The sequence below is a fragment of the Streptomyces sp. NPDC006385 genome, assembly GCF_040612485.1.
In the GTDB taxonomy this organism is placed as follows: Bacteria; Actinomycetota; Actinomycetes; order Streptomycetales; family Streptomycetaceae; genus Streptomyces.
In genome coordinates, this window is record NZ_JBEXQG010000015.1 from 84,148 (window position 1) to 106,636 (window position 22,489).

General features: G+C 74.7%; 10 protein-coding genes. 1 reads left to right on the forward strand and 9 read right to left on the reverse strand.

What is annotated here, in order from left to right:
• Positions 1 to 215: 215 nt before the first annotated feature.
• Genes ABZ078_RS14705 through ABZ078_RS14745 form a run of 9 tightly spaced genes read right to left on the reverse strand, consistent with a single transcriptional unit; the run spans position 216 to position 21,301 of the window.
• Positions 216 to 968: an alpha/beta fold hydrolase gene (locus ABZ078_RS14705; RefSeq protein ID WP_356575147.1), complete on the reverse strand. Its 753-nt coding sequence runs from the start codon at positions 966 to 968 to the stop codon at positions 216 to 218.
• A complete protein-coding gene (locus ABZ078_RS14710; protein ID WP_356575149.1) occupies positions 965 to 3,004 on the reverse strand; it encodes a beta-ketoacyl synthase N-terminal-like domain-containing protein in 2,040 nt (679 codons plus the stop codon). Before ABZ078_RS14710 ends, ABZ078_RS14705 begins: the two co-directional genes overlap by 4 nt.
• Positions 3,001 to 6,300, reverse strand: coding sequence for an amino acid adenylation domain-containing protein (locus ABZ078_RS14715; protein WP_356575151.1), 3,300 nt, complete (start codon positions 6,298 to 6,300; stop codon positions 3,001 to 3,003). Before ABZ078_RS14715 ends, ABZ078_RS14710 begins: the two co-directional genes overlap by 4 nt.
• Positions 6,290 to 10,186 carry an amino acid adenylation domain-containing protein gene (locus tag ABZ078_RS14720; RefSeq protein ID WP_356575153.1) on the reverse strand — a complete coding sequence of 1,299 codons (3,897 nt, stop codon included), beginning with the start codon at positions 10,184 to 10,186 and terminating at the stop codon, positions 6,290 to 6,292. Before ABZ078_RS14720 ends, ABZ078_RS14715 begins: the two co-directional genes overlap by 11 nt.
• Positions 10,186 to 14,865 (reverse strand): amino acid adenylation domain-containing protein, encoded by a 4,680-nt coding sequence (locus ABZ078_RS14725; protein WP_356575155.1) that lies wholly within the window; start codon positions 14,863 to 14,865, stop codon positions 10,186 to 10,188. The genes ABZ078_RS14720 and ABZ078_RS14725 overlap by 1 nt, the downstream gene beginning before the upstream one ends.
• Positions 14,862 to 15,929 (reverse strand): MupA/Atu3671 family FMN-dependent luciferase-like monooxygenase, encoded by a 1,068-nt coding sequence (locus ABZ078_RS14730; RefSeq protein ID WP_356575157.1) that lies wholly within the window; start codon positions 15,927 to 15,929, stop codon positions 14,862 to 14,864. Before ABZ078_RS14730 ends, ABZ078_RS14725 begins: the two co-directional genes overlap by 4 nt.
• On the reverse strand, positions 15,920 to 19,483 hold the full coding sequence (locus tag ABZ078_RS14735) for an amino acid adenylation domain-containing protein (RefSeq protein ID WP_356575159.1): 3,564 nt from the start codon (positions 19,481 to 19,483) through the stop codon (positions 15,920 to 15,922). The genes ABZ078_RS14730 and ABZ078_RS14735 overlap by 10 nt, the downstream gene beginning before the upstream one ends.
• Positions 19,484 to 19,511: 28 nt before the next feature.
• Positions 19,512 to 19,718 (reverse strand): MbtH family protein, encoded by a 207-nt coding sequence (locus tag ABZ078_RS14740; protein ID WP_356575160.1) that lies wholly within the window; start codon positions 19,716 to 19,718, stop codon positions 19,512 to 19,514.
• Between the two features lie 2 nt (positions 19,719 to 19,720).
• The gene (locus tag ABZ078_RS14745; RefSeq protein WP_356575162.1) at positions 19,721 to 21,301 is read right to left on the reverse strand and encodes an MFS transporter; all 1,581 of its coding nucleotides are present in this window, start codon (positions 21,299 to 21,301) and stop codon (positions 19,721 to 19,723) included.
• A 343-nt stretch (positions 21,302 to 21,644) separates the two neighbouring features.
• On the opposite strand from ABZ078_RS14745, the gene ABZ078_RS14750 reads away from it, so the two are divergent.
• Entirely contained in the window at positions 21,645 to 22,463 is an 819-nt protein-coding gene (locus ABZ078_RS14750) for an SAM-dependent methyltransferase (RefSeq protein ID WP_356575164.1), read from the forward strand.
• Positions 22,464 to 22,489: the final 26 nt, after the last annotated feature.

Sequence of the window (22,489 nt, forward strand, 5' to 3'; positions counted from 1 at the left end):
CCTGGGCGGTGATGACGGGCTCGGGCGCTTCGCAGGAATCGGGCATGGCGGGCGTGCTCCTTCTGGTTCGAGCTGTCGAGCTGTCGAGCTTCGAGCTTCGAGCTGTGGGGCGAGCCGGAAGGTGATTGTTGAAAGGGGAACATGCCCAGTTTTCTCTTGTCCTGCACATGCAGACCGAGTGCCGCCTCAGGCCGGGCGGCGAGGTGAGGGCCGTCTCACTCCAGTTGTGAGCCGAGGAACGTGAGCAACTCCTGTCTGCGTGGGGCGAGATAGAAGTGGTCACCCTCGAAGATCCGGATGTCCAGCTCCTCCGAGGTCACGTCCGACCACGACTTGAGATCCTCCGGCGCGCACACCGGATCACGGTCGCCCCCGCACGCCGTGACCGGAATCCCCAGCCGGTGCGGGTGCGTCGGACGGTACTTCGCCAGGATCCCGAAGTCCCCGCGCAGCGCCGGCATGATCACCGACCGCAGCGCGGGGTGCTCGTAGACGGCGGCGCCCTCGGGGTCCAGCCGGCGGACGTGGTCCAGGATCTCGCTGTCGGTCGGGGCCGGGCGGGGCGGCTGCTCGTGAGCGAGGCGGGGCCTGGCCCGGCCCGACACGATCAGGCGGGTGAGGGTGGGGCCGGGGACGCTCTCCAGACGGCGGGCCACCTCGTACGCCACCGCCGACCCCATGCTGTGGCCGAACAGGGCCAACGGAAGGTCGTCGGCCAGTCCGTGCACCAGGGCCTCGGTGATCGCGTCCGCCAGCTCCTCCATCGTGGTCGGGCACGGGTCGGACAGGCGGTCCTGGCGGCCGGGGTACTTCACCGCCATGACCTCGATCTCCGGCGGGGTCAGCGCCGCCCAGTCGTGGAAGTAGCTCGCCGCTCCGCCCGCGTGCGGGAAGCACACCAGGCGGATCCGCGCACCGGGTGCGCTCACGCCGCGAAGCCAGCGGTCCCGGTCGTCGAGGACGGTCATGACTCCGCCTCGAACTCGGCGAGAAGGGCGTCCAGGGCCCCGTCCGCGGCGCCGTTCCGCTTCAGCTCGCAGATGCGGGCCGTCATCTCCCTCAGCGTGATCGGTTCCAGGAACAGCTGGATCGGTACGTCGATGTCCAGCTCGTCGCGCAGCCGCCCGGCGAGGTGGACGGCCGTCAGCGAGTCGCCGCCCGCCTCGAAGTACGTCTGCGTCAGGTCGGCGGCGCTGTCCAGGTCCAGGGCCTCGACCACCAGCTCGGCCACCGTGGCTTCGAGCTCGCCGCCTTCCGAGCCTTCCGGCGTCGTCCGCCCGGGCACGTCCTTGGCGGTGGCCCTCCCCGGCGTCAGCGCCCCGTAGCTCTCGCCCGCGAACGGGTACGTCGGCAGACGCACCCTGCGCACGCCGTTCCCCGGCGTCGGCCACGTCACCTCCTCGCCCCGCACCCACGCCTCACCCAGCGGGTCGGGCGTACCGTGCGAAGCCCGGCCCCGGGCCAGCGCCGTCAGCTTCTCCGCGGCCTCCGCCGCGTCCGACGCCACGACATACGCCCGTACGGCCAGGGCGGCCCGGCCCGTGCGCAGGGTGTGCGCGACGGCCGACAGGGAGGGAGCGTCCGGGGCGCGCAGCACCGCTGCCAACCGCTCGGCCGCCGCCGCCAGTTGGGGCTCGGTCCGGGCCGACAGCGGCAGGAGCAGCGGTCGTACGGCGTCGTCCGCCGGAGCCGGTCGCGCCGGCGCCTCCTGCACCACCACGTGCACGTTCGTGCCGCCGATGCCCACCGACGTCACGCCCGCCAGCCGGGGGAGCCCCGCCCGGCCCGGCCACTCCTGCGCCTCGGTCACCAGCCGCAGCGGCGACTCCCGCAGGGCGGGGGCCGGGTTCGTCACATCCACCGTCGGCGCCAGCGTCGCGTGCTCCAGCATCAGGATCGTCTTGATCAGCGCCGCCGCCCCGGCCGCCGCGTCCGCGTGCCCGATGTTCGACTTCACCGAGCCGAGGCCGATGCCCGCGCCGCCCGCGAAGGCCGCGCTCGCCGCCTCCAGCTCGATGCGGTCGCCCAGCTCCGTCCCCGTCCCGTGCGCCTCCACGTACTGCGCCGCCGACGGCTCCAGGCCCGCCGCCGCCCACGCCTCCGTGATCGCCGCCGTCTGCTGGTCCACCCCCGGCGCGGTGAAACCCACCTTGCCCGCACCGTCGTTGGTGACCGCCGTGCCCCGGATCACCGCGCGCACCGGGTCGCCGTCGGCCAGCGCGTCCTCCAGCCGGCGCAGCACCAGCACGCCCACGCCGCTGCCCGGCACCGTCCCGGCCGCCTTCTCGTCGAAGGGGCGGCAGCGGCCGTCCGGCGAGAAGATCCCGCCCTGGTAGTGGACGTAGCCCTGCCTGCGCACGCCGGGGATGGCCACGCCGCCCGCGAGCGCGGTGTCGCACTCGCCGACCAGGAGGGCCTGCACGGCCAGGTGGACCGCCGTGAGGGACGTCGAGCAGGCCGTCTGGACCGTCATGCTCGGGCCGTCCAGGCCCAGGCGGTAGGAGATCCAGGGCGCCAGGAACTCGCGGTCCGTGAGGATGCGGACCTGAAGGGCGCCGATCGACGCGGCGAGCTTCGGGTCCGTACCGGCCGCCAGCGCGTGTTCCGTCGGGCTGCCACCCACGTACACACCGGTGCGGGACGGGGCGTTCAGCGGGGCGTACCCCGCGTCCTCCAGGGCGGACCAGGCGGTCTCCAGGAGCACCCGGTGCTGCGGGTCCAGCGTCGCGGCCTCGGTGCGGCTGAAGCCGAAGAGGTCCGCCTCGAAGCGGTCCGCGTCCGGGAGCCGGCCCTGGGACGGGACGTACGCGGGATTGCGCAGCTCCGCCGCGTCCGCTCCGTCGGCCAGCAGCTCCTTCTCGGTGAACGTGGACAGGGAGCGGACACCGGCGCGCAGATTGGCCCAGTACGTGTCGAGGTCGGGGGCGCCGGGAAAGCGTCCGCTCATCCCCACGACGGCCACCGCGGACTCAAGATCGTGCGGTGCGGCTTCCTCGGTCGTCATCGCGTCGTGCCTTTCCTGGAACGGATCTTGTGCAGGGCCGCCCGGCGGTCACTGCCGCGCCTGGCCGCCTCCTCGTGGCGCGGGGCCGGGCGGTCATCGCTGTCGAGGTGGGCCGCGACCGCGGCCACCGTGGGATGGCGGAACAGGTCGATCAGGGTCAGTTCGCGGCCCTCCGGGTGTTCCCACAGGGCCGACAGCACGGCCAGCAGCCGTACCGAGTTGCCGCCCAGGTCGAAGAAGTTGTCGTGCACCCCGACCCGGTCCAGGACCAGCACCCGCTGCCACACCTCGGCCACCCGCCGCTCGGCGGCGGTGCGCGGGGCGGCGTACGACTCCGTCAACCGGGGCCGTCGGGCCGAGGGTTCGGGCAGCCGCGCCCGGTCGATCTTGCCGGAGCGGTTCAGTGGCAGCTCCGGCAGGCGGACGAAGATCTCCGGGACCATGTAGCCAGGGAGCCGTCGGGCGAGGAGGTCGCGCAGGGCCTCGTCCGAGGGGCCCGTGTCCGTGTCCGTCTCCTTGTCCAGCTCCTTGTCCAGCTCCTTGTCCTCGTCCTTGTCCTTGTCCTTGCCCTTTCCGACCACATACGCCACGAGCCGCTGCTCGGCCCCCTCCCCGCGCACCGCCGCCGCGGCCACGGTGACATCGGGATGGCCTGCCAACAGCGCCTCGATCTCGCCCAGTTCGATGCGGTAGCCGCGCAGTTTCACCTGCGAGTCGCCGCGGCCGAGATAGTGCAGGACGCCGTGCGCGTCGACGCGGCACAGATCGCCGGTGCGGTACATCCGGCTGCCGGGCGGACCGTACGGGTCGGCGACGAAGCGCTCGGCGGTCATGCCGGGGCGGCCGAAGTAGCCGCGGGCCAGGGTGGCGCCGGCGACGTAGAGCTCGCCGGTCACACCGACCGGGACCGGGCGCAGTCGACGGTCCAGGACGTAGGCCCGCGAGCCGGGGACCGCGTGGCCGATCACCACCGGCTCGCCGGGGCGCAGCTCCGCCGTCGTGGAGTACACGGTGGCCTCGCTCGGGCCGTACGCGTTGACGATCCGGCGGCCCTGCGCGGCGAGCCGCTCCACCAGCTCGGCCGGGCACGCCTCGCCGCCCACCGCGAGCGTGCGCAGCTCGGGCAGCGCGCCCGGGACCCGGGGCAGGGTCATCGCCGCGGACGGCGGCAGGAAGACGTAGGTGATACGGGAGTCCCGCAGCCGTGCCTGGAGCGCCTCGCCCAGCCGCTCGTCCTCCTGCGCGATGTGCAGCTCGGCGCCGGCGACCCAGGGGAAGAACAGGTCGGACACGGCCACGTCGAAGCCGAACGACACGAACTGCAGGACGCGGTCCCTCTCCGTCACCGGGAACACGGGGCGTACGTTCACCGCCAGGTTGCGCAGCGCACGGTGCTCGACGGCGACGCCCTTGGGGACGCCGGTGGAGCCGGAGGTGTAGAGGACGTAGGCGAGGTCGTCGGGCGAACACGCGACGGGGGCGCCCGGAGCCACCGCATCCGGGTCCTCGTCCACGCGTAGTTCCGGCACGTCCGTCCCCGTCAGGCCCGCCGTCCCCGCCGCCGTCAGCAGCAGGGACGTGCCCGAGTTCGTGATCATGTAGGCGAGACGGGCCGCCGGATGCGCCGGGTCCAGCGGTACGTACGCGCCACCGGCGCGCAGCACCGCGAGGGCGGCGATGCCCATGTCGGGGCCGCGGGGCAGCAGCAGGCCGACCCGGTCGCCGCGTCGGACGCCGCGCGCCTGGAGCCGGGCCGCGAGGTGGTCGGCGCGCTGGAGCAGGTCGCGGTAGGTCAGGCGCAGTTCGCCGCAGACGAGAGCGGTGGCCTCCGGGCGTTCGGCGGCCCGGTCCGCCACGAGGTCGGGTACCAGGCGGTTCCCCTTGCCCCTTGGGGGCGTTGCCGTGCCCGGAGTCCGGTCGTCGAGGCAGAGCAGTCGGTCCCGCTCGTCGTCCGGGAGCATGTCGACGGTCGACAGTGGCACATCCGGCCGCTGAAGCAGTCCCTCCAGCAGCGTCTCGAAGCACCGCACCCACCGCCGTACCGTCGCCGCGTCGAACAGCGCGCTGCGGTGGATCAGATACGCGGCGAGATCCTCGCCCCACCGCTCCACCTGGAGATGGAGGTCGAACTTCGCGGTGTCCAGCACGACAGGGACCCGCTCGACCTCGGCGCCCGCCAGCCGCAGCGTCAGCTCGGTGTCGTCGTCGTAGCCGAACACGACCTGCACGACCGGGTCGTGGCTGATCTCGCGCGCGGGCGCGACCTCGTTCACGACCGCCTCGAAGGGGGCGTCCTGGTACGGCTGGCAGTCAAGGAGCGCGGTGCGCAGACGGTCGATGAGCTGGTGGTACGACGGGTCGCCCGACAGGTCGACCCGCAGCGCCAGGGTGTTGGTCAGCATGCCGACCATGTCCTGGAGTTCGGGGCGGTCCCGGCCGGAGACGGGGAAGCCGATCACCAGGTCCTCGGCGCCCGACAGGCGGCTCACGAACGCGGCGTACGCGGCGAACACCGCCATGAACGGCGTACCACCGCGCTCCCGGGCCGCCGCGGCGATCCGCCCGCGGAGCCCGGCCGGCAGCATGAACCGCTCGGTGCCGCCCGCCGCCGAACGGACCGCCCCGCGCGGCCGGTCCAGCGGCAGCGCGACCGTCTCGGGGGCGCCCCGCAGCCGCTCGGCCCAGTACGCGACCGAGCGTGCGTACGCGCCGTCCGCCTGCCGCTCGCGCTGCCAGGCGGCGAAGTCCGGGAACTGCAGCGGGAGTTCGGGCAGCTCGTGACGCAGGCCCTTGGTCTCGTTCTCGTACCCGGCCGCCAGCTCGCGCAGCAGCACGCCCAGCGACCAGCCGTCGCAGACCAGGTGGTGGGCGACGAGCAGGACGCGGTGGCTGCCGTCGTCGACGGCGTACAGCGTGCAGCGCAGCAGGGGACCGGCCGCCACGTCGAAGGGGCGGGCGGCCTCCGCGCGCATCCGGGCGTCCACCCCGGCCACGGGCACGTCGCGCTCCACGCGCGCCTCGGCCCTCCCGGCGGCGGACACGATCTGCAGCGGCACCCCGTCGGGCCCGGTGCGCAAGACCGTGCGCAGCGACTCGTGCCGGGCGACCAGCGCGTCCAGGGCACGCCCGAACGCGGCCGTGTCGAACGGCCCGCGCACGGCGAAGGCGGCCGGCACATGGTAGGTCGCGCCGCCCGGGTCCATGTGGTCCAGGACGAGCAGCCGGGCCTGCGCGTCCGAGGCCGGGAACTCGTACTCCTCGTATGTCCCACCGGTGCCGATGTCGTCAGTGTCCATCTGCCTGTGCTCCGTCCCCCGTGCGGTTCCTTGCCAGTACGTCCTCCACGGCCGCGGCGATCTCGGCCACCGGCCCAGGCGTGAGCACATCGCTGTGCTCGCAGTCCAGTTCGTGCACGTCCACCCCGGCCGAGCAGCCCTGCCACGCGGCCTTCTTCTCCTCGGTCGTCGCCTCGGAGGCGCGGGTGGCGGAGAAGAGGGTCACCCGGCCGTCGTACGGCGACGGCCGCCAGGCCCGGGCCATCGCGATGTACCGCTCCATGGCGCCGACCAGGGTGTCCAGGCGCCGTTCGTCGAGGTCGGCGAGGAGCGCGCTGTGCGCGTGGACGCGGGCGACGACCTCGGCCCGCACCAGCGGACCGGGCCCGGCCGGGATCCCGGGCAGCGCGTTGCGCAGCAGGTTGCCCAGGGACACCTGCTCCACGACCTCGGGGTCCAGCGGCACCCGCGCCACCTCGGGCGGCTTCGGCATCGAGTCCAGCACGGCGACCAGCGCGACCTCCTCGCCGGCCGTGCGCAGCCGCACCGCCAGCTCGTGCGCGAAGGGCCCGCCGAAGGAACGGCCCAGCAGCAGATACGGCCCGTGCGGCCGCACCGCCCGGATGAGCGGCACAGCGCGCTCGGCCAACTCGCCCAGGGTCTCCGGCAGTTCCCCACCGTGCAGCACCGGCGTCTGAAGGGCGTGCACCGGCCGCCCGGGGGCGAGGTGCGGCAGCAGTGCCGCGTAGCCCCAGCCGAGCCCGAGGCCCGGGTGCAGACAGAACAGCGGAGGCAGGTCGCCCTCGCGGCGCAGGGTGAGCAGCGGGGCGTAGGCGTCCTCGTCGTCCTGGTCCGGCCGGTCTGTGGCGAGGCGTGCGGCGAGCGCGGCGGGTGTCGGCGCCTCGAACAGGGTGGCCGGCGGCACTCGGGTGCCCAGCTCCGCGTGGATCCTCGCGGTCAGGCGCAGGGCCAGCAGCGAGTGGCCGCCGTGCGCGAAGAAGTCGGCGTCGGGACCGAGCGCGTCCACCCCGAGCGCCTGCGCGAACAGCGCGCACAGCCGCTGCTCGCGCCCCGGCCGCGCCATCCGCCCGGTCCCCCGCCGCGCCGGCTCCGGCCCGGGCTCGGGCAGCGCGGCGCGGTCCACCTTGCCGTGCGCGGTCAGCGGGACGGTGTCGAGGCGGGCCCACGCCGAGGGCAGCAGATGCGCGGGCAGCGTGCGCGCCGCACGCTCCCGTACGAGGCCCAGGTCGCCGCCCACGACATACGCGACGAGCCGCCTGCCGCCGCCGGGTCCCGGGCGCGCGGCGACCACGGCCCGCTCCACGCCCGGACACGCGGCCAGGGCGGCCTCCACCTCGCCGGGCTCGATCCGGAAGCCGCGCACCTTGACCTGGTCGTCGGTCCGGCCCACGAACTCCAGCTCGCCGCCGGGGAGCCGGCGCACCAGATCGCCCGTGCGGTACATCCGGGCGCCGGGCGGCCCGTACGGGTCGGCGACGAAACGCTCGGCGGTCTGTGCGGGGCGGTTCAGGTAGCCGTGGGCCAGCCCCGTGCCGGCGACGTACAACTCGCCCACGGCGCCGACCGGTACGAGGCGCAGCAGGTGGTCGAGGACGTGGGCGCGGGTGTTGTCGAGGGGCCGGCCGATGGGCACGGACGCGCCGACCTCGCCGGACACCCGGTGGGCCGTGGCGAACACGGTCGTCTCGGTGGGCCCGTAGCCGTTGACGATCCGGGTGCCGGGGCAGTGCTCACGCACCCGCCGGACCGCCTCGGGCGCGAGCACGTCCCCGCCGGCCCACACCTCGCGCACGGCGCCGAGCACCTCGGGCGCGATCTCCGCGACGGTGCGCAGGAGTTCGGCGGTCAGCCACAGGGCGGTGACCCGCGCTTGCGGAAGCAGCCTCTTGAGCAGGTCGGGCGTGACGGGGCCGGGCGGGGCGACCACCACGGTTCCGCCGTTCAGCAGCGGCACCCAGGTCTCGTAGGTGGCGGCGTCGAAGGTGTGCGGGCTGTGCAGGAGCACCCGCTGGTGCGCGCCGCCCGCGAAGCGGGAGTCGGCGGCCAGTTCGACGACGGCCCGGTGCGGGGTGACGACGCCCTTGGGTTCGCCCGAGGAGCCGGAGGTGTACATCACGTAGGCGGCGGACTCGGGGCGCGCGGTGGCGGGGCCGGCCACCGGCGGTGCGGTCGCGTCAGTCGCGGTGGGGCTCACCTCACGTATGCCGGGCGGGAGTCCGAGGGAACCGGCCGTGACCGCCACCCGCACCCCCGCCGCCCCCACCAGCGCCGCCAGCCGCCCCGCCGGAGCCCCGGGATCCAGGGGCAGACAGCACCCGCCCGCCTTCAGCACCGCCAGTTGCGCGACGACCATGGCCACGGACCGGCTCAGCGCGAGCGCCACCGTGTCTCCGGGCCGTACCCCCGCCTCCCGCAGCCGCCCCGCCAGCCCGTCGGAGGCCGCGTCGAGAGCGCCGTACGTCAGCACCTCGCCGTCGGCTTCGACGGCCGGCGCGTCGGGCGTGCGGGCCACCTGCTGGGCGAAGCGCCCGGGGATGCCCGCCGCATCCGGCACCGGGCGCACCGGGCCCTCGGCCAGGGCGAGCAGGCGCCGCCGTTCCTCCTGCGGGAGGACGTCGAGCCGGTCGGCCGATGTCCCCCGCGCGGAGGTCAGCGCCTCGAAGGCGCACGCCAGACGGGCGGCGACCGTGGCCGCCGAGATGCCCCGGCGGCAGCCGACCCGCAGCAGCATCCGCTCCCCGGCGACGACGGCGACCGTCACCGGGTAGTGCGTCGCGTCCCGCGTCTCGACCAGCTCGACGTCCCGAGCGGCCCCGGTCGTGCGCGGGAAGTTCTCGAACGCCAGGACGGTGTCGAAGAGTTCATCCGCGCCGACCGCCCGCTGCACCTCCGACAGCCGTACGTGGTGGTACGGCGCCAGCCGCAGCTGCTCGTCCTGGACGCGGGCCAGCAACTCGTCGACGCCCTCCCCGGCGCGCAGCCGGATCCGCACCGGCAGCGTGTTGATGAACAGCCCCACCATCCGCTCGACGCCGGGCAGATCGTGCGGCCGCCCGGAGACGACCGCGCCGAAGACCAGGTCCTCGGCGCCGGTCAGCCGGGCCAGCACGAGCGCCCAGGCGGTCTGGGCCACGGTGTTGACGGTGACGCCCGCGTCCGCCGCGCGCCGGGTGATCGCCGCCGTCAGCTCGGGGGTCAGCTCGACGTCGACGGTGTCCTCGGGGCCGCCGGGGCCACCGGGGCCGCCGGGGCCGTCCGGTTCGGCGGAGGACAGCAGCGCGGGCCGCGTCAGGCCGTCCAGTGCCTCCCCCCAGGCGGCCTTCGCGCGGGTCTGGTCCTGGCCGGCGAGCCAGACCAGGTACTGCTTGAAGGGCACGGCGGGGGACGGGTCGACGCCCGCCGCCAGCGCCTGGAGATCCCGCGCGAGCAGCGGCAACGACCAGCCGTCCAGCAGGATGTGGTGAAGCGTCAGGAGCAGCTCGGCGCCCGTGTCGTGCCGTACCAGCGTCGCCCGTACCAGCGGGGGCCGGGCGAGATCGAACCGGCGGCCCCGGTCCTCGGCCGTCAGCCGCGCCAGCTCCGCCTCCGTCTCCCGCGGTCCACGCCCCGTGCGGTCGGTCTCGGTCCACGGCACCTTCACGGCACGCGGGATCACCTGCACCGGCCGGTCGACGTGCTCGTGCCGGAAGCACGCCCGCAGGTTCGGGTGCCGCTCCAGCACCCCGCTCACCGCGGCCCGCACCGCCTCGGCCGGGACGCCGGGCGCGATCCGGAAGCGGGCCTGCACCAGATACGGGTCGGGGCGGTCCGGATCGCGCAGCGCGTGGAAGAGAAGGCCCTCCTGGGCGGGGGAGAGCGGCAGCACATCCGCGATACGGCCGCCCATCAGTCGTCCCCCTCGTCGTCCAGGTCGAACGCCAGGTCGCCCTCCAGCAGGGCGAGCTGGTCCGACGACAGCTCGACCAGCGGAAAGTCGGAGCTGGTGTGGCCGCCCGTGCCGTCCCGGCGCGCGTGCGCGACCAGCACCTCGATCGCCTCGCACCACAGCCGGGCCAGCTCCAGCACCTCGTCCTCGCCGAGCACGCCGCGCGCGTACGAGAACCCGGCGCTCAGACACAGCCGCCCGCCGTCCTGCTCCAGGACCAGGGCGTCCACCTCGACGGCATGGCCGAGCGGCAGCGCGTCGGCCGCCATGCCGAGCAGCTCGCCGTCGGCCGTGTCGCCGCCGGAGAACCGGCCCAGGTAGTTGAAGCGCAGGTCCGGGACGGGCAGCGCGGCCAGCTTCGGGGCCGTGTCCGCGTTGACGTGACGCAGCAGACCCCAGCCGAGACCGCCCGACGGGACCGCCCGCAGCCGCTCCTTGACCTGCTTGAGCGCCTCCCCGGCCGCGTCCCGCGACGGTTCCCAGAAGTCGGGGCCGAGCGCGGCGCCCGCGTCCAGCCGGACCGGGTACTGGGTGGTGAACCAGCCGACGGTCCGGGACACGTCGGCGGGCCGCGAGAGCGCCTCGCGGCCATGCCCTTCCAGATGGACGAGCAGGCCGGTGCCGTCGCCCCGCCGCCGTACCGCCGCGGCGGCCAGCGCCGTCAGCAGCACGGCGTCCACGCCGCAGTGGAAGGCGGCGGTCACCTCGGACAGCGCGGCCTCGGTGACCTCGGGCGTCAGCTCCACGGTCAGCACGGCACGGTGCCCTCCGACACCGCGCCCGCCCGCGATCCGCGCGTCCGGGCCGGTCAGCGTCCGCTCCCACCAGGGCGCTTCCGTGTCGACCAGCTCGGGCCGGACCGCCTCCCGCGCCAGCAGCCGCGCCCAGCGCGCGAACGACGTGCCCGGGCTCCCGGGCAGCGGTTCGCCCGCCAGCCCGGCCGCCAGCTCGGGTCCCAGCAGCCGCCAGGACACCCCGTCCACCGCCAGATGGTGCACCGTCAGCACCAGCAGCCCGGTCCGCCCCGGTCCGGCGTCCAGCCAGGTGGCCCGCAGCATCTCCCCCTTCTCCGGGTCGAGCCGCACGGACGCCGCCACCTCCTCGGCCCGCGCCCGCGGATCGGCGCCGGCGGGCACCTCGACGCGCTCGACGGTCACCTCCGGGACGTCCTCGGGAACCTCCAGCTCCCCCTCCACCAGCCGCATCCGCAGCACACCGTGCCGCTCGACCAGCCCGCGCACCGCCGCGCCGAGGCGCTCCGGATCCGCCTCACGCGGCACCGGGAACACCATCGACTGCGTGAACGCCGCAACGTCTGCGGCCTGTTCGCGCCACCAGCGCATGACCGGCGTGAGCGGGAAGCGCCCCGTGCCGGAGTCCTCGCCGGGGCCGGGGCCGGGACCGAGGTCCGCCGCCTGTCGCGCCGTCAGCGCGAGCGCGGCGGGCGTACGCGCCGTGAAGACGTCACGCGGCGTGATGCCGAGCCCCGCCCCCGACGCCCGTCCCGCGAGCTGGATCGCCATGATGCTGTCGCCGCCCAGGCGGAAGAAGTCGTCGTCGGCGCCGACCCGTTCGACACCGAGCACCTCCTCGAACAGGGCGCACAGCGTGACCTCGCGGGCGCCCTCCGGGGCCCGCCCGGCGGCGCTCGCCCCGCTGTCCGGGGCGGGCAGGGCCGCCCGGTCCAGCTTGCCGTTGGGTGCCAGCGGCAGCCCGTCCAGCACCACCACGTCGGCGGGCACCAGGGCGGCGGGCAGCAGCGCGGCGGCGTGCGCGAGCAGGGCGTCCGGGACCGGTTCGGCCTCGCCGCCGCCCACCACGTACGCGACCAGCCGCGGCCTGCCCGGCCGGTCCTCCCGTACGACGGCCACCGCCTGCCGCACCGAGGGGTGCGAGGTGAGGACGGCCGCGATCTCGCCCGGCTCGATGCGCCGGCCGCGGATCTTCACCTGGTCGTCGGACCGGCCCAGGTACTCCAGCTGCCCGTCGTCCCGGCGCCGGGCCAGGTCACCGGTGCGGTACATGCGGTCGCCGGGCGGCCCGTACGGGTCGGCGACGAACCGCTCGGCGGTCGCCCCCGGCCGGCCCAGATAGCCGTACGCCGTCCCCCGCCCCGCCAGATAGAGCTCGCCGCACACCCCGGGCGGCACGGGCCGCAGCCGCTCGTCGAGCACGTACGCGCGCGTGCCCGGCAGCGGGGCGCCGATGGGCGGGGCCGTGCCGTCGGCGGTCAGCGGGCCGGAGACGGTGGCGCCGACGGTGTACTCGGTGGGCCCGTACGCATTGTGGAAGCGGCGTCCGCCGACGGCCCAGCGGGCCACCAGATCCGGCGGGCACGCCTCCGCGCCCGCGGCCAGCGACCGCAACTGCGGGTACTCCCCCTCGGGGACCGTCGCCAGCACCGACGGCGGCACCAGCGCACAGCTGATCCGGCGGCCCGTCAGCACGTCCGCGAGGTCCTGCCCGGCCAGCGGCCCCTCCGGCGGCACGACCAGGGTGCCGCCGGAGGCGAAGGCCATGCACAACTCGCCCAGGGAGATGTCGAACGCGGGCGAGCCCAGGTGCAGCACCCTGCTCCGCTCGTCCAGGCCGAACGCGTCCACGAACCCCTGCGCGAGGGCGGTCAGGCCCGTGTGCGGGACGACGACGCCCTTGGGGCGGCCGGTGGACCCGGAGGTGTGGATCACGTATGCGGGCGTGGACGGGTCCAACCGCTCGGCGGCCAACGGCTGTTCGTCGTAGGCGCGCTCGTCGAGGACCAGCGTGGGCACGTCCGTCTCCGGCACCACCCCGGGCTCGCCGGCCACCACCAGGACCGGCGCCGCGTCCTCAAGCGCCAGCCGGATGCGCTCCGGTGGGTAGTCCGGGTCGATCGGGAGGTGGGCGGCGCCGGTGCGCTGGACCGCGAGCAGCGCGGGGACCATGGCGGCGGCGCGGCCGAGCGCGAGGGCGACGATCCGGCCGGGACCCGCGCCGTGCCGGACCAGGTGAGCCGCCAGCCGGTTCACCCGGTCGGACAGTTCGGCGTACGTCAGCCGCAGGCCCTCGGCCTCCAGCGCGGGCGCGTCGGGTGTGCGGGCCGCCTGCCGGGCCACCAGGTCGGGCAGGGCCAGCGGCTCGGGCGCGGGACCACCGGACGCGAGCTCCGCGAGCCGGCGCCGGCCGGCCTCGGGCACCAGGCCGACCTCGGCGAGCGGCACCTGCGGGTCGGCGGTGAAGCGGCGCAGCAACTCCAGGTAGGCGTCCGTCCAGTGCCGTACCGCGTCGGCGCCGAAGAGGGCCGTACGGATCTCGAAGCTGCCGTCCATCGTGCCGTCGTCGGCGTCCCGGACGATGCCCACCAGGTCGTGCTCGCCGCCCGTGTGGATGCGCTCGGGCTCGCTGAACTCGCGCAGCGCGGCCACGCTGCGCTGCTGGGTGAGGTGCATGAACACCCACTGGAACAGCGGGGAGCGCCCGGCGCTGCGGTCGGGCGCGACCGCCGAGACGATCCGGCCCACGGGCACGTCGGCATGGGCCATCAGCTCGGGGAAGTCCGCCGCGAACCGGGCCAGTACGTCGGCGAAGGAGTCGTCCGGCCGGATCCGCCAGCGGGTCGGGATGGCGTTCATGACGTACCCGATGACCCGCTCCAGGCCCTTGGCTGCCCGGTTGGCGGTCGGCGTGCCGAGCACCAGGTCGTCGGCGCCGGTCAGGCGGTGCGCCAGGACGGCGAAGGCCGCCATGAGCACGACGTAGACGGAGGCGCCGCGCTCGCGGGCCAGCGCCCGCACCGCCCGCGCGGTCGGGGCGTCCACCTTGAACGGGATCTGCGCGATGCCCTCCGCGAGCCCGTTCCCGGCGCCCGGCACGGTGAGCGGTCCCGGCGGCTCGGCGAGGTAGCGGCGCCAGAAGTCCAGCCGCGCCTCGAAGACGCCCGCCTCCTCCAACTCGCCCTGCCAGGACGCGAAATCGGCGTACTGGATGCGGGGCCGGGTCAGCGTCGGGGCCGTACCGGCGCGCAGCGCGCGGTGGGCCTCGGCGAACTCGGCCTGGAGCACGTCGAAGGACCACCAGTCGGCGATGACGTGATGCAGGCTCAGCATCAGCGTGGTCCGCCGCTCGTCGACCGTGACGAACCGCGCCCGCATCAGCGGCTCGCCCGCCAGGTCGAAGGGGCGGCGCCGGAACGTCTCGAACGCCTCGGCGATGGTGGTGCCGGTGCCCCGCAGGTCCTCCCGCTCCAGACGGAAGCGCTCCTCGGGCGGGAAGGCGACGGACAGCGCGCCCGGCTCACCGCCGATGCGGGCCCGCAGCACGTCGTGGTGCGCGCGCACCAGCGTCAGCGCCGTCTCCAGGCGCTCCGGGTCGACCGGCTCGACGGTCTCGGCGGTTGTGTCGAAGTGATAGGCACAGCAAAGGTTCAGGGCCGGGGTGCCCGGATACAGCGACTCGTACACCCACAGGTCCTCCTGCGCGGGGCTGAGCCGCACCGGCCCGTCCCCGTCGCGCGGCGGTACGACCGCCGGGACCAGCCCGGCCTGCCCGGACTCCACGAGCCGCCGCATGAGCCGCACCCGCTGCTCACCGCTGAGCGCGCTGAACCGCTCGGCCATCGAGGCGCCGGCCGGACCGCCGCCCTGGGTAGGTGCCGCCGTCACGCCACGTCCTCCCGGAGTTCTGCCAGCCGGTGCAACCCGGCCAGCACCTCGTCGCGGCCGAGTCCGAAGTCCACGAAACAGGCGACCTCGTCACAGCCCAGCTCGCGCAGGTCGGCGAGCATCTTCCGGCAGGTCTCGGCGGAGCCGAGCAGACTGCCCCAGGTCAGATAGCGGTGGAAGGCGAACTCGGCGAGCATCGCGGTCTGGTCCTCGGTGAGCGCCGCGGTGGCCTTGTCGGCCGTGCGGTTGGCCGTGGTCTGCCGTACGTAGGAGCGCAGATACCGCTTCAGCGGTACGGCGGTCAGGCGCCGCGCCTCCTTGTCGTCCGCGCCGACGAACGTGTGCGCCATCAGCGTCACCCGGCCGTGCGCGTCGGTGCCGCCCTGGTCGGGAGCGGCGGCGCAGGCGGCCCGGTAGCGGGCGATCTTCTCGGCCAGCTCCTCCCGGCTCTGCCCCACGGTCGCCCCGAGGACCCCGGTGCGCAGGCTTCCGGCGGCCTCCCAGGTCGCGGGGTTGCCGGAGGTGGTCAGCCACAGCGGGAGGGTGTCCTGCACGGGCCGGGGCTGCGGCAGGACGCGGACCGCGGTGCCGGTGCCGTCCGCGAACTCGGCCGCCTCGCCCGCCCACAGCCGCCGCAGCAGCGCGACGTCGCGCAGGGTCCGCTCGCGGCGGTCCTCGTAGTGGTCCGGGGCGAGGACGAAGTCGGCGGAGTGCCAGCCGGTCGCCGCGGACAGACCGATCCGGCCGTGCGAGAGGTTGTCCACGACGGCCCAGTCCTCCGCGACCCGCAGTGGATGGTGCAGCGGCAGGATCACGCTGCCCGCCCGGATGCCGATCCGCTCGGTCGCCACCGCGAGCGCCGCGCTGAGCACCGGCGGGCTGGGGAAGACCTGGCCCACCTGCTGGAAGTGCCGCTCGGGTGTCCAGATCGCGTGGAAGCCGAGCCGGTCCGCGGTGCGGGCGACGGTGAGGATGTCGTCGTAGACGTCGCTGTGCCGGGCAGCGCCCCCGGTCGCGGTGTCGGCGGGTGTGTCGGCGCCGAAGAACATCACGCTCAGGTCCATGGCACCTCCTTCTGGCTGGTGTCGGTACGGCCGTCGCGGCCGGGCTGCCGGGGAATGCGCGGCCGACGCGGGATGGGCGCCGGCGTAGCGGGAGCCTCGGCCGGTGCCCGCTCCAGTGCGGTGGCGAGGGCGGCGACCGTGGGAGAGGTGAACAACTGCGCGGCGGTCACCGTGCGTCCGGCGCCGGTGAGGCGGGCCGCGACCCGGACCGCGCGCAGGGAGTTGCCGCCCAGCTGGAAGAAGTCGTCGTGCGGTCCGATGCCCTCGACGCCGAGGACGTCGGACCAGACTGCGGCGATCTCGCGGCGCAGCGCCGAGTCCGACGAGCCGTCGTCGGCGGGCGCGGGGGTGCGCACCGCGTCCCGGGCCGGGTCCGCCCGCCGGGGCGGCTCGGGCAGCGCGAGCCGGGACAGCGGAAGGTCCGGCTCGACGGCCGCCGCGCGCAGCGCCTCGACGACCGCGTCCGCCAGCCACTCGACGAACTCCGGCTCCAGACAGGAGGTGCGGTACTCGAAGACCAGCGTCATGCCGTCCGGCGCCCCCGCCGGCCCGTGGTCGTCCGTGACGTCGAGCAGCAGCTCGAACCGTGCCGTGCCGGTGCGCAGCGGCTCCACGCCGGCCTCGGCGCCGGGCAGGTCCACCTCGGCCCGGGCGTTGTTCTGCAACGCCAGCACCACCTCGGTGAACGGCTGCCGCCCCGGCGACCGCGCCGGGTTCAGCGCGCCCACCACCTCTTCGAACGGCACGTCCTGGTGGGCGAAGGCGTTCAGCGCCGTCTCCCGGGTACGGGCGAGCAACTGCCGGGCGGTGGGGTCGCCGGAGGCGTCGGTGCGCAGCACCAGCATGTTGACGAAGAACCCGACGACGTCGTCGACCGTGCCGTCGTGCCCGCGCCCGGCGATCGGCGAGCCGACGGCGAGGTCCTCGCCCGCCCCGGCCCGCACCAGCGCGGCGGCGAGGGCGGCGTGCAACGCCATGAACAGCGTGGCGCCCTGCGCCCGAGCCGCCTCGACGACCCGCGCGTGCGCGTCCGCGTCCATCCGCCGTACGACGGTGCCGGCGTCCCGCCCCGGTACGGCGGGCCGCGCCGGGCGCCGGGGGAGCAGGGGCCCACCGGGCGGCAGGTCGGCCAGGGCCTCGCCCCAGAAGGCGAGCTGGGCCGAGGCGAGGGAGCCGGGATCGTCCGCCGAGCCGAGCCGTTCCTGCTGGCGGCGGGCGAAGTCGGCGTACGCCACCGGCAGCGGGGCGAGCCCCGGTCCGGCTCCCAGGACCCGGGCGGCGTAGGCCCGCGACAGGTCCCGGAACAGCGGGGGCAGGGACCAGCCGTCGCCCGCGATGTGGTGCAGGACGAGGAGCAGAGCGTGCTCACCCGGCCGGTCCTGGACACTGAACAGCACGGCGTGCAGGGGGAGTTCGGCGGTGAGATCGAAGCGGTGCCGTGCGGCCTCGCGCACCGCTTGTTCCCACGCGTCCGAGACGACGGTGACGTGCCGCAGCCGGGGCAGGGCCTCGGCGCCACCGAGCACCCGCTGCCGCGGTTCGCCGTCACGGTCCTCGAAGACGGTGCGCAGCGCCGTCTGCCGGGCGGCCACGTCCCCGAGAGCGGCCCGCAGTGCCTCCGGGTCGATCCCGCCGCGCAGCCGCACCCGCACCGGCAGGGTGTAGGCGGTGCCCGCGTCGACCCGGTCCAGGAACCACAGGCGGCGCTGGGCGTACGACAGGGGCGCCGCGTCCCCGTCCCGCGGGGGCGTGGTCGCCCGGCTCTCCTTCGCGTCCTTCTCGGGCTTCGCGTCCTTCTCGGGCCGCTCGGCCTTCTCCACGTGCGGCACCAGCGCCCCCGGCGTCCGGCACTCGAACAACGTCCGCACCCCGACCCGCGCCCCCAGCGTCAGCTGGATCCGGCCCAGCAGCCGGGCCACCGTCAGCGAGTTGCCGCCGAGGGCGAAGAAGTCGTCGTCGGGGCCGACCGCCGGCACGCCCAGCACCTCGGAGAACAGTCCGCACAGCGCCTCCTCGACCGGGCCGGACGGCTGCCGTGCGGTCGTCGAGGCGAGCGAGCCGGTGAGCGGGCCGGGCTCCGGCAGCGCGGCGCGGTCCAGCTTGCCGTTGGGGGTGAGGGGCAGCGCGTCCAGGAGCACGAAGGCGGCCGGCACCAGGTAGTCGGCCAGCACGCGAACCGCGTGCGCGCGCAACTCCCGCTCCGAGACCGGCTGTCGCCGTCCCCCGCGCGGGACGACGTACGCGATCAGCCGCTTGTCACCCGAGGCGTCGGGACGTGCCACGACCGCCGCCCGGACGACCCCCGGGTGGCCGGCCAGGACCGTCTCCACCTCGCCGGGCTCCACCCGGAACCCGCGGATCTTCACCTGCGCGTCGGCCCGCCCCAGGTACTCCAGCACGCCGTCCGCGCGCCGCCGCACCAGGTCTCCGGTGCGGTACATCGGCTCGCCGGCGGGCCCGTACGGGTCGGCCACGAAACGCTCGGCGGTCAGACCGGGACGGCCGCGGTAGCCGAGCGCGACGCCCGCCCCGGCGGCGTACAGCTCACCGCTCTCACCGTCCGCGACGGGCCGCAGCCGCTCGTCGAGCACCCGGAGCCGTTTGCCGGCCAGCGGCCGGCCGATCGGCACCGGGCCGCCGTCGCGCACGTCCGCCGCGGTGACCGGATGGACGGTCAGGAAGACCATGCCCTCGACCGGGCCGTAGCCGTTGCTCAGCCGCAGCGCCGGGTAGCGCTCCAGGGCGCGGGCGGCGTGCGCCGGCGACAACGGCTCGCCGCCGACGATCAGTTCGCGCACTCCGGCGAGCACCCGCGGGTACTCGTCGACGATCACGTGGAACAGGGAGGCGGAGAGGTACAGGCACGTGACGGCGTGCCTCACGACCAGGTCGGCCATCACCACCGGGTCCGGGCGCTGCCCCGGGTGCAGCACACACAGGCCGCCGCCGAGCAGCGGACCCCACAGCTCCAGCGCGAACGCGTCCCAGGACACGGGGGAGCACTGGAGCCACACCGCGCCGGTCCCGAAGGAGGCGAAGTCCTGCCCGGTCATCGTCGCGGTGAGCGCGGCATGGGAGGCGACGATGCCCTTCGGGCGGCCGGTGGAGCCGGAGGTGAACATCACGCAGGCCGGGTCCTGCCGCCGTACCCGCACCACGCCGCGTTCGAGAGGCGACGCCTCCTCGGCGTCCTCCACCGCCACCGACCTGGCCGCGACACCGAGTTCCCCGGCGCCCGTGCCGCGCCGGGACACCACCACGGCGGCCCCCGCGTCGGCCACCATCCCGCGCAGCCGTTCGGCCGGAAAGTCCGGGTCCAGCATCACGTAGGCGGCCCCGGCCTTGAGGGTGCCGAGCAGCGCCACCACCATCTCGGCGGACCGCTCCAGATACACGCCCACCAGGTCGCCCGGCCGCACCCCGTGCCGCCGCAGCAGCCCGGCCAACCGGTCGGCCCGCTCGTCGAGTTCGCCGTAGCTCAGCCGCTCGTCGCCGTGCACCAGCGCGGTGGCCGCCGGGACCCGCCGCGCCTGTCGCTCGAACAGTTCATGCACCCCGTGCGACGCCCCCGTCGCCCCTCTCTCAGGCATCGGAGACCGTGCGAGCGGGACATATGTCCGTCCAGTTCTCCTCGACGAAGGCGAGGCACCGCGCGCGGCTGCTCGCGGCCAGCGCCACGTCCCACCCGTCCGGCACGGTGATCCCGTCGGGCCAGAGCGAGTGCCGGCCCTGCGCGTTGGTCAGGACGAGATACGTCCCGTTCTCGTCCTCGAACGGATTGGTGGTCATGGTCAGCCCTCCACGAGTTCTTTGTGCTCGGGGTTGTCGGGGTTCTCCGGGTCCTCGGGATCGCCGGGGCGACCGGAGCCGTCGGTGGTCGCGGGATCGCCGGGGCGCCCGGAGCCGTCGGTGGTCGCGGGATCGCCGGGGCGCCCGGGGCCGTCGGTGGTCGCGGGCTTCCCGGCGTCCGTGCCGGCCCCGTCCCCCGTGCCGCTGCCGCCCGGCTCGGCGTCGATGTCCGGCAGCAGCGTGTCGATCTCCCGCACCGTGCGCCGGGTCATGCTCAGCACCCCGACGGCGATCCCGCACAGGCCGGCGATGAGCAGCATGGCGGCCATGCCGCTGCCCGGCCCGTCGCCCACGAGCGGCCCCAGCACCTCGAAGACGCCGGTGCCGTCGGCGGCCCGCGGTTCGAAGACATGGTCGGCGAGCGGTCCGGAGACCGCGGTCGCCAGCGGGACGGAGATCTGCGACAGGAACACCACGGCGCCGAAGACCCGGCCGTGCCACTCCTGCGGAACCTTGGTCTGCACGATGGCCTGCATCACGCCGTTGATCATCGGCATGAGCGCCGCGCCGACCAGGATGGCCGCGCACCAGCCGACCACGCCGCCCGCGAGCGCCATCGCCACCTGCGCGGACAGGCACATGCCGATGATCCCGAGCAGCATGCCCCGGGCCCGGTTCTTCGGCCCGCTCCAGGCCGCCATCAGCAGCCCGCCCGCGATCCCGCCGACCCCGATCGCGGTGTTGACGCTCGCCAGCGCCGCGGTCTCGCCGCCGGACCGGGCCAGCACCATGGGCTGTACGGCGGCGAAGCCGAAGACCATGACCAGGTTGACGACGCAGAACGCCAGCATCAGATCGCGCAGGCTCGGATACCGGAAGAGGAACCGCATGCCCTCGACGGCCTCGGCGACGAGCTTCTTGCGCGGCCCGCCGCCGGGCTCCCGCGCGGGTCCGGTGTCCCCCCGCAGCCGTACGACCCGGATGGCGGCCAGCGCGACAGCGAAGCTCACCAGGTCGGCGACGAGGATGAAGCCGAGCCCGGAGAACGCCACCAGCAGGCCGCCCAGCGCCGGACCGCCGACGTCCGCCGTGCTCTTGGCGCTCGCCAGCAGACTGTTGGCGCGCTGGAGCCGGTCCTTGTCCACCAGCAACGGCACGGCGGCGCCCAGCGCCGGGAACTGGAAGGCGGCGGCGCCGCCGAGCAGCATGACGGCCGCGTACACCTGCCAGGTGTGCAGCCCGCCGGTGAAGTGCAGGACGCTCAGCAGCGCCACGACCAGCAGCCCGCCGCCGTCCGCGAGTTGCAGCGCCGTACGCCGGCTGACGCGGTCGACGAAGGCTCCGGCGAGCGGGCTGAGCAACACCTGGGGCAGGAGCGCGCACAGCGACAGCGTGGTCAGCGCCGTGGCCCGCCCGGTGGCCGACCAGGTCTCGTAGACGAAGGCGAACCGCAGGACGGAGTTGCCGACCAGGGACACCGCCTGCCCGCTCCAGACGAGCATGAAGGGACCCATACCGGTGAACCGGCCGGGCCTTCCCCCGTCCCGCTCGGTGTCGTCCAGCGAACGCGCCGAATCGGCCACGTACGTCCCCCCGTCGAATGTGGCTTCCGACCGAGAACCTTAGTTCGAAGTGGCGTGCCGCACAGCCCCGATCATGAAAGGCGTCCGAGAAGCCCTCACAGACATGGATCGCGGTCGCGAGGGCCCCGCTCCGACAGGCGTCGAACGACGGTGTCTCGTAGGCACCTACGAATGTTTGGCGACACTACGCCGTCGAAGCGGCTGGATCCCGTGCGTGATCTCCCCGCCACGGGTGGTCGTTCCGTGGCGGTTGACCGATCGACTGGCCCCACCAACTGCGCTCTCCCTAGGATGCGTTGTCGGCGAGGTGATCTCCTCGGCCGGCCTGCCCCCTGGGGGAACGATGGAGCCTGGCAAGCAGCTGTCCACATCGATCGACGTCACGATCCCGACAGCCGCGCGCATGTACGACTACTACCTCGGCGGCGAGGACAACTACGCCTCCGACCGAGCCGCCTGCGAGCAGCTGGACAAGGTCGTCCCCAGCACCCGCGCCCTCGCGCTGAACAACCGGCGCTTCCTGCAGCGGGTGGTCAGGACGCTGGCCCAGGACTACGGCATCCGGCAGTTCCTCGACCACGGCTCCGGCCTGCCCACGCAGAACAACGTCCACCAGGTCGCCCAGTGCGTCGACCCGTCCTCACGCGTGGTGTACGTCGACAACGACCCGATGGTCCTGGTCCACGGCCGCACCCTGCTGGAGCAGAACGAGAACACCGCCGTCATCCACGCCGACATGCGGCAGACCGACGCCATCTTCTCGCACGCCGAGACCGAGCGCCTGATCGACTTCTCGCAGCCGGTGGCCGTGCTGTTCAACTCGGTCTTCCACTGCATCCCCGACGACGAGACGGACGGCCCGCTCGCTGTGTCCCGCCGGGTGATCGAGCACCTCGTGCCCGGCAGCTTCGCGGTGATGTGCCAGCTGGTCAGCGAGGACGCCGAGGTCCGCGACTTCGTCACCGACTTCATGGACCAGGCGACCCAGGGGCACTGGGGCCGGGTGCGCCAGGAGAAGGACGTCGCCGAGTGGTTCGAGGGACTGGAGATCCTGGAGCCGGGCCTGGTCGAGGTGTCCACCTGGCGTCCGGACACCGAGGTCGCGCCCCGTCAGCTCACCCAGGAGTGGATCGAGTTCGGCGGAGTCGGCCGCCTTCCGTAGGGCCGACCGTCCCCCTCACAAGGAAG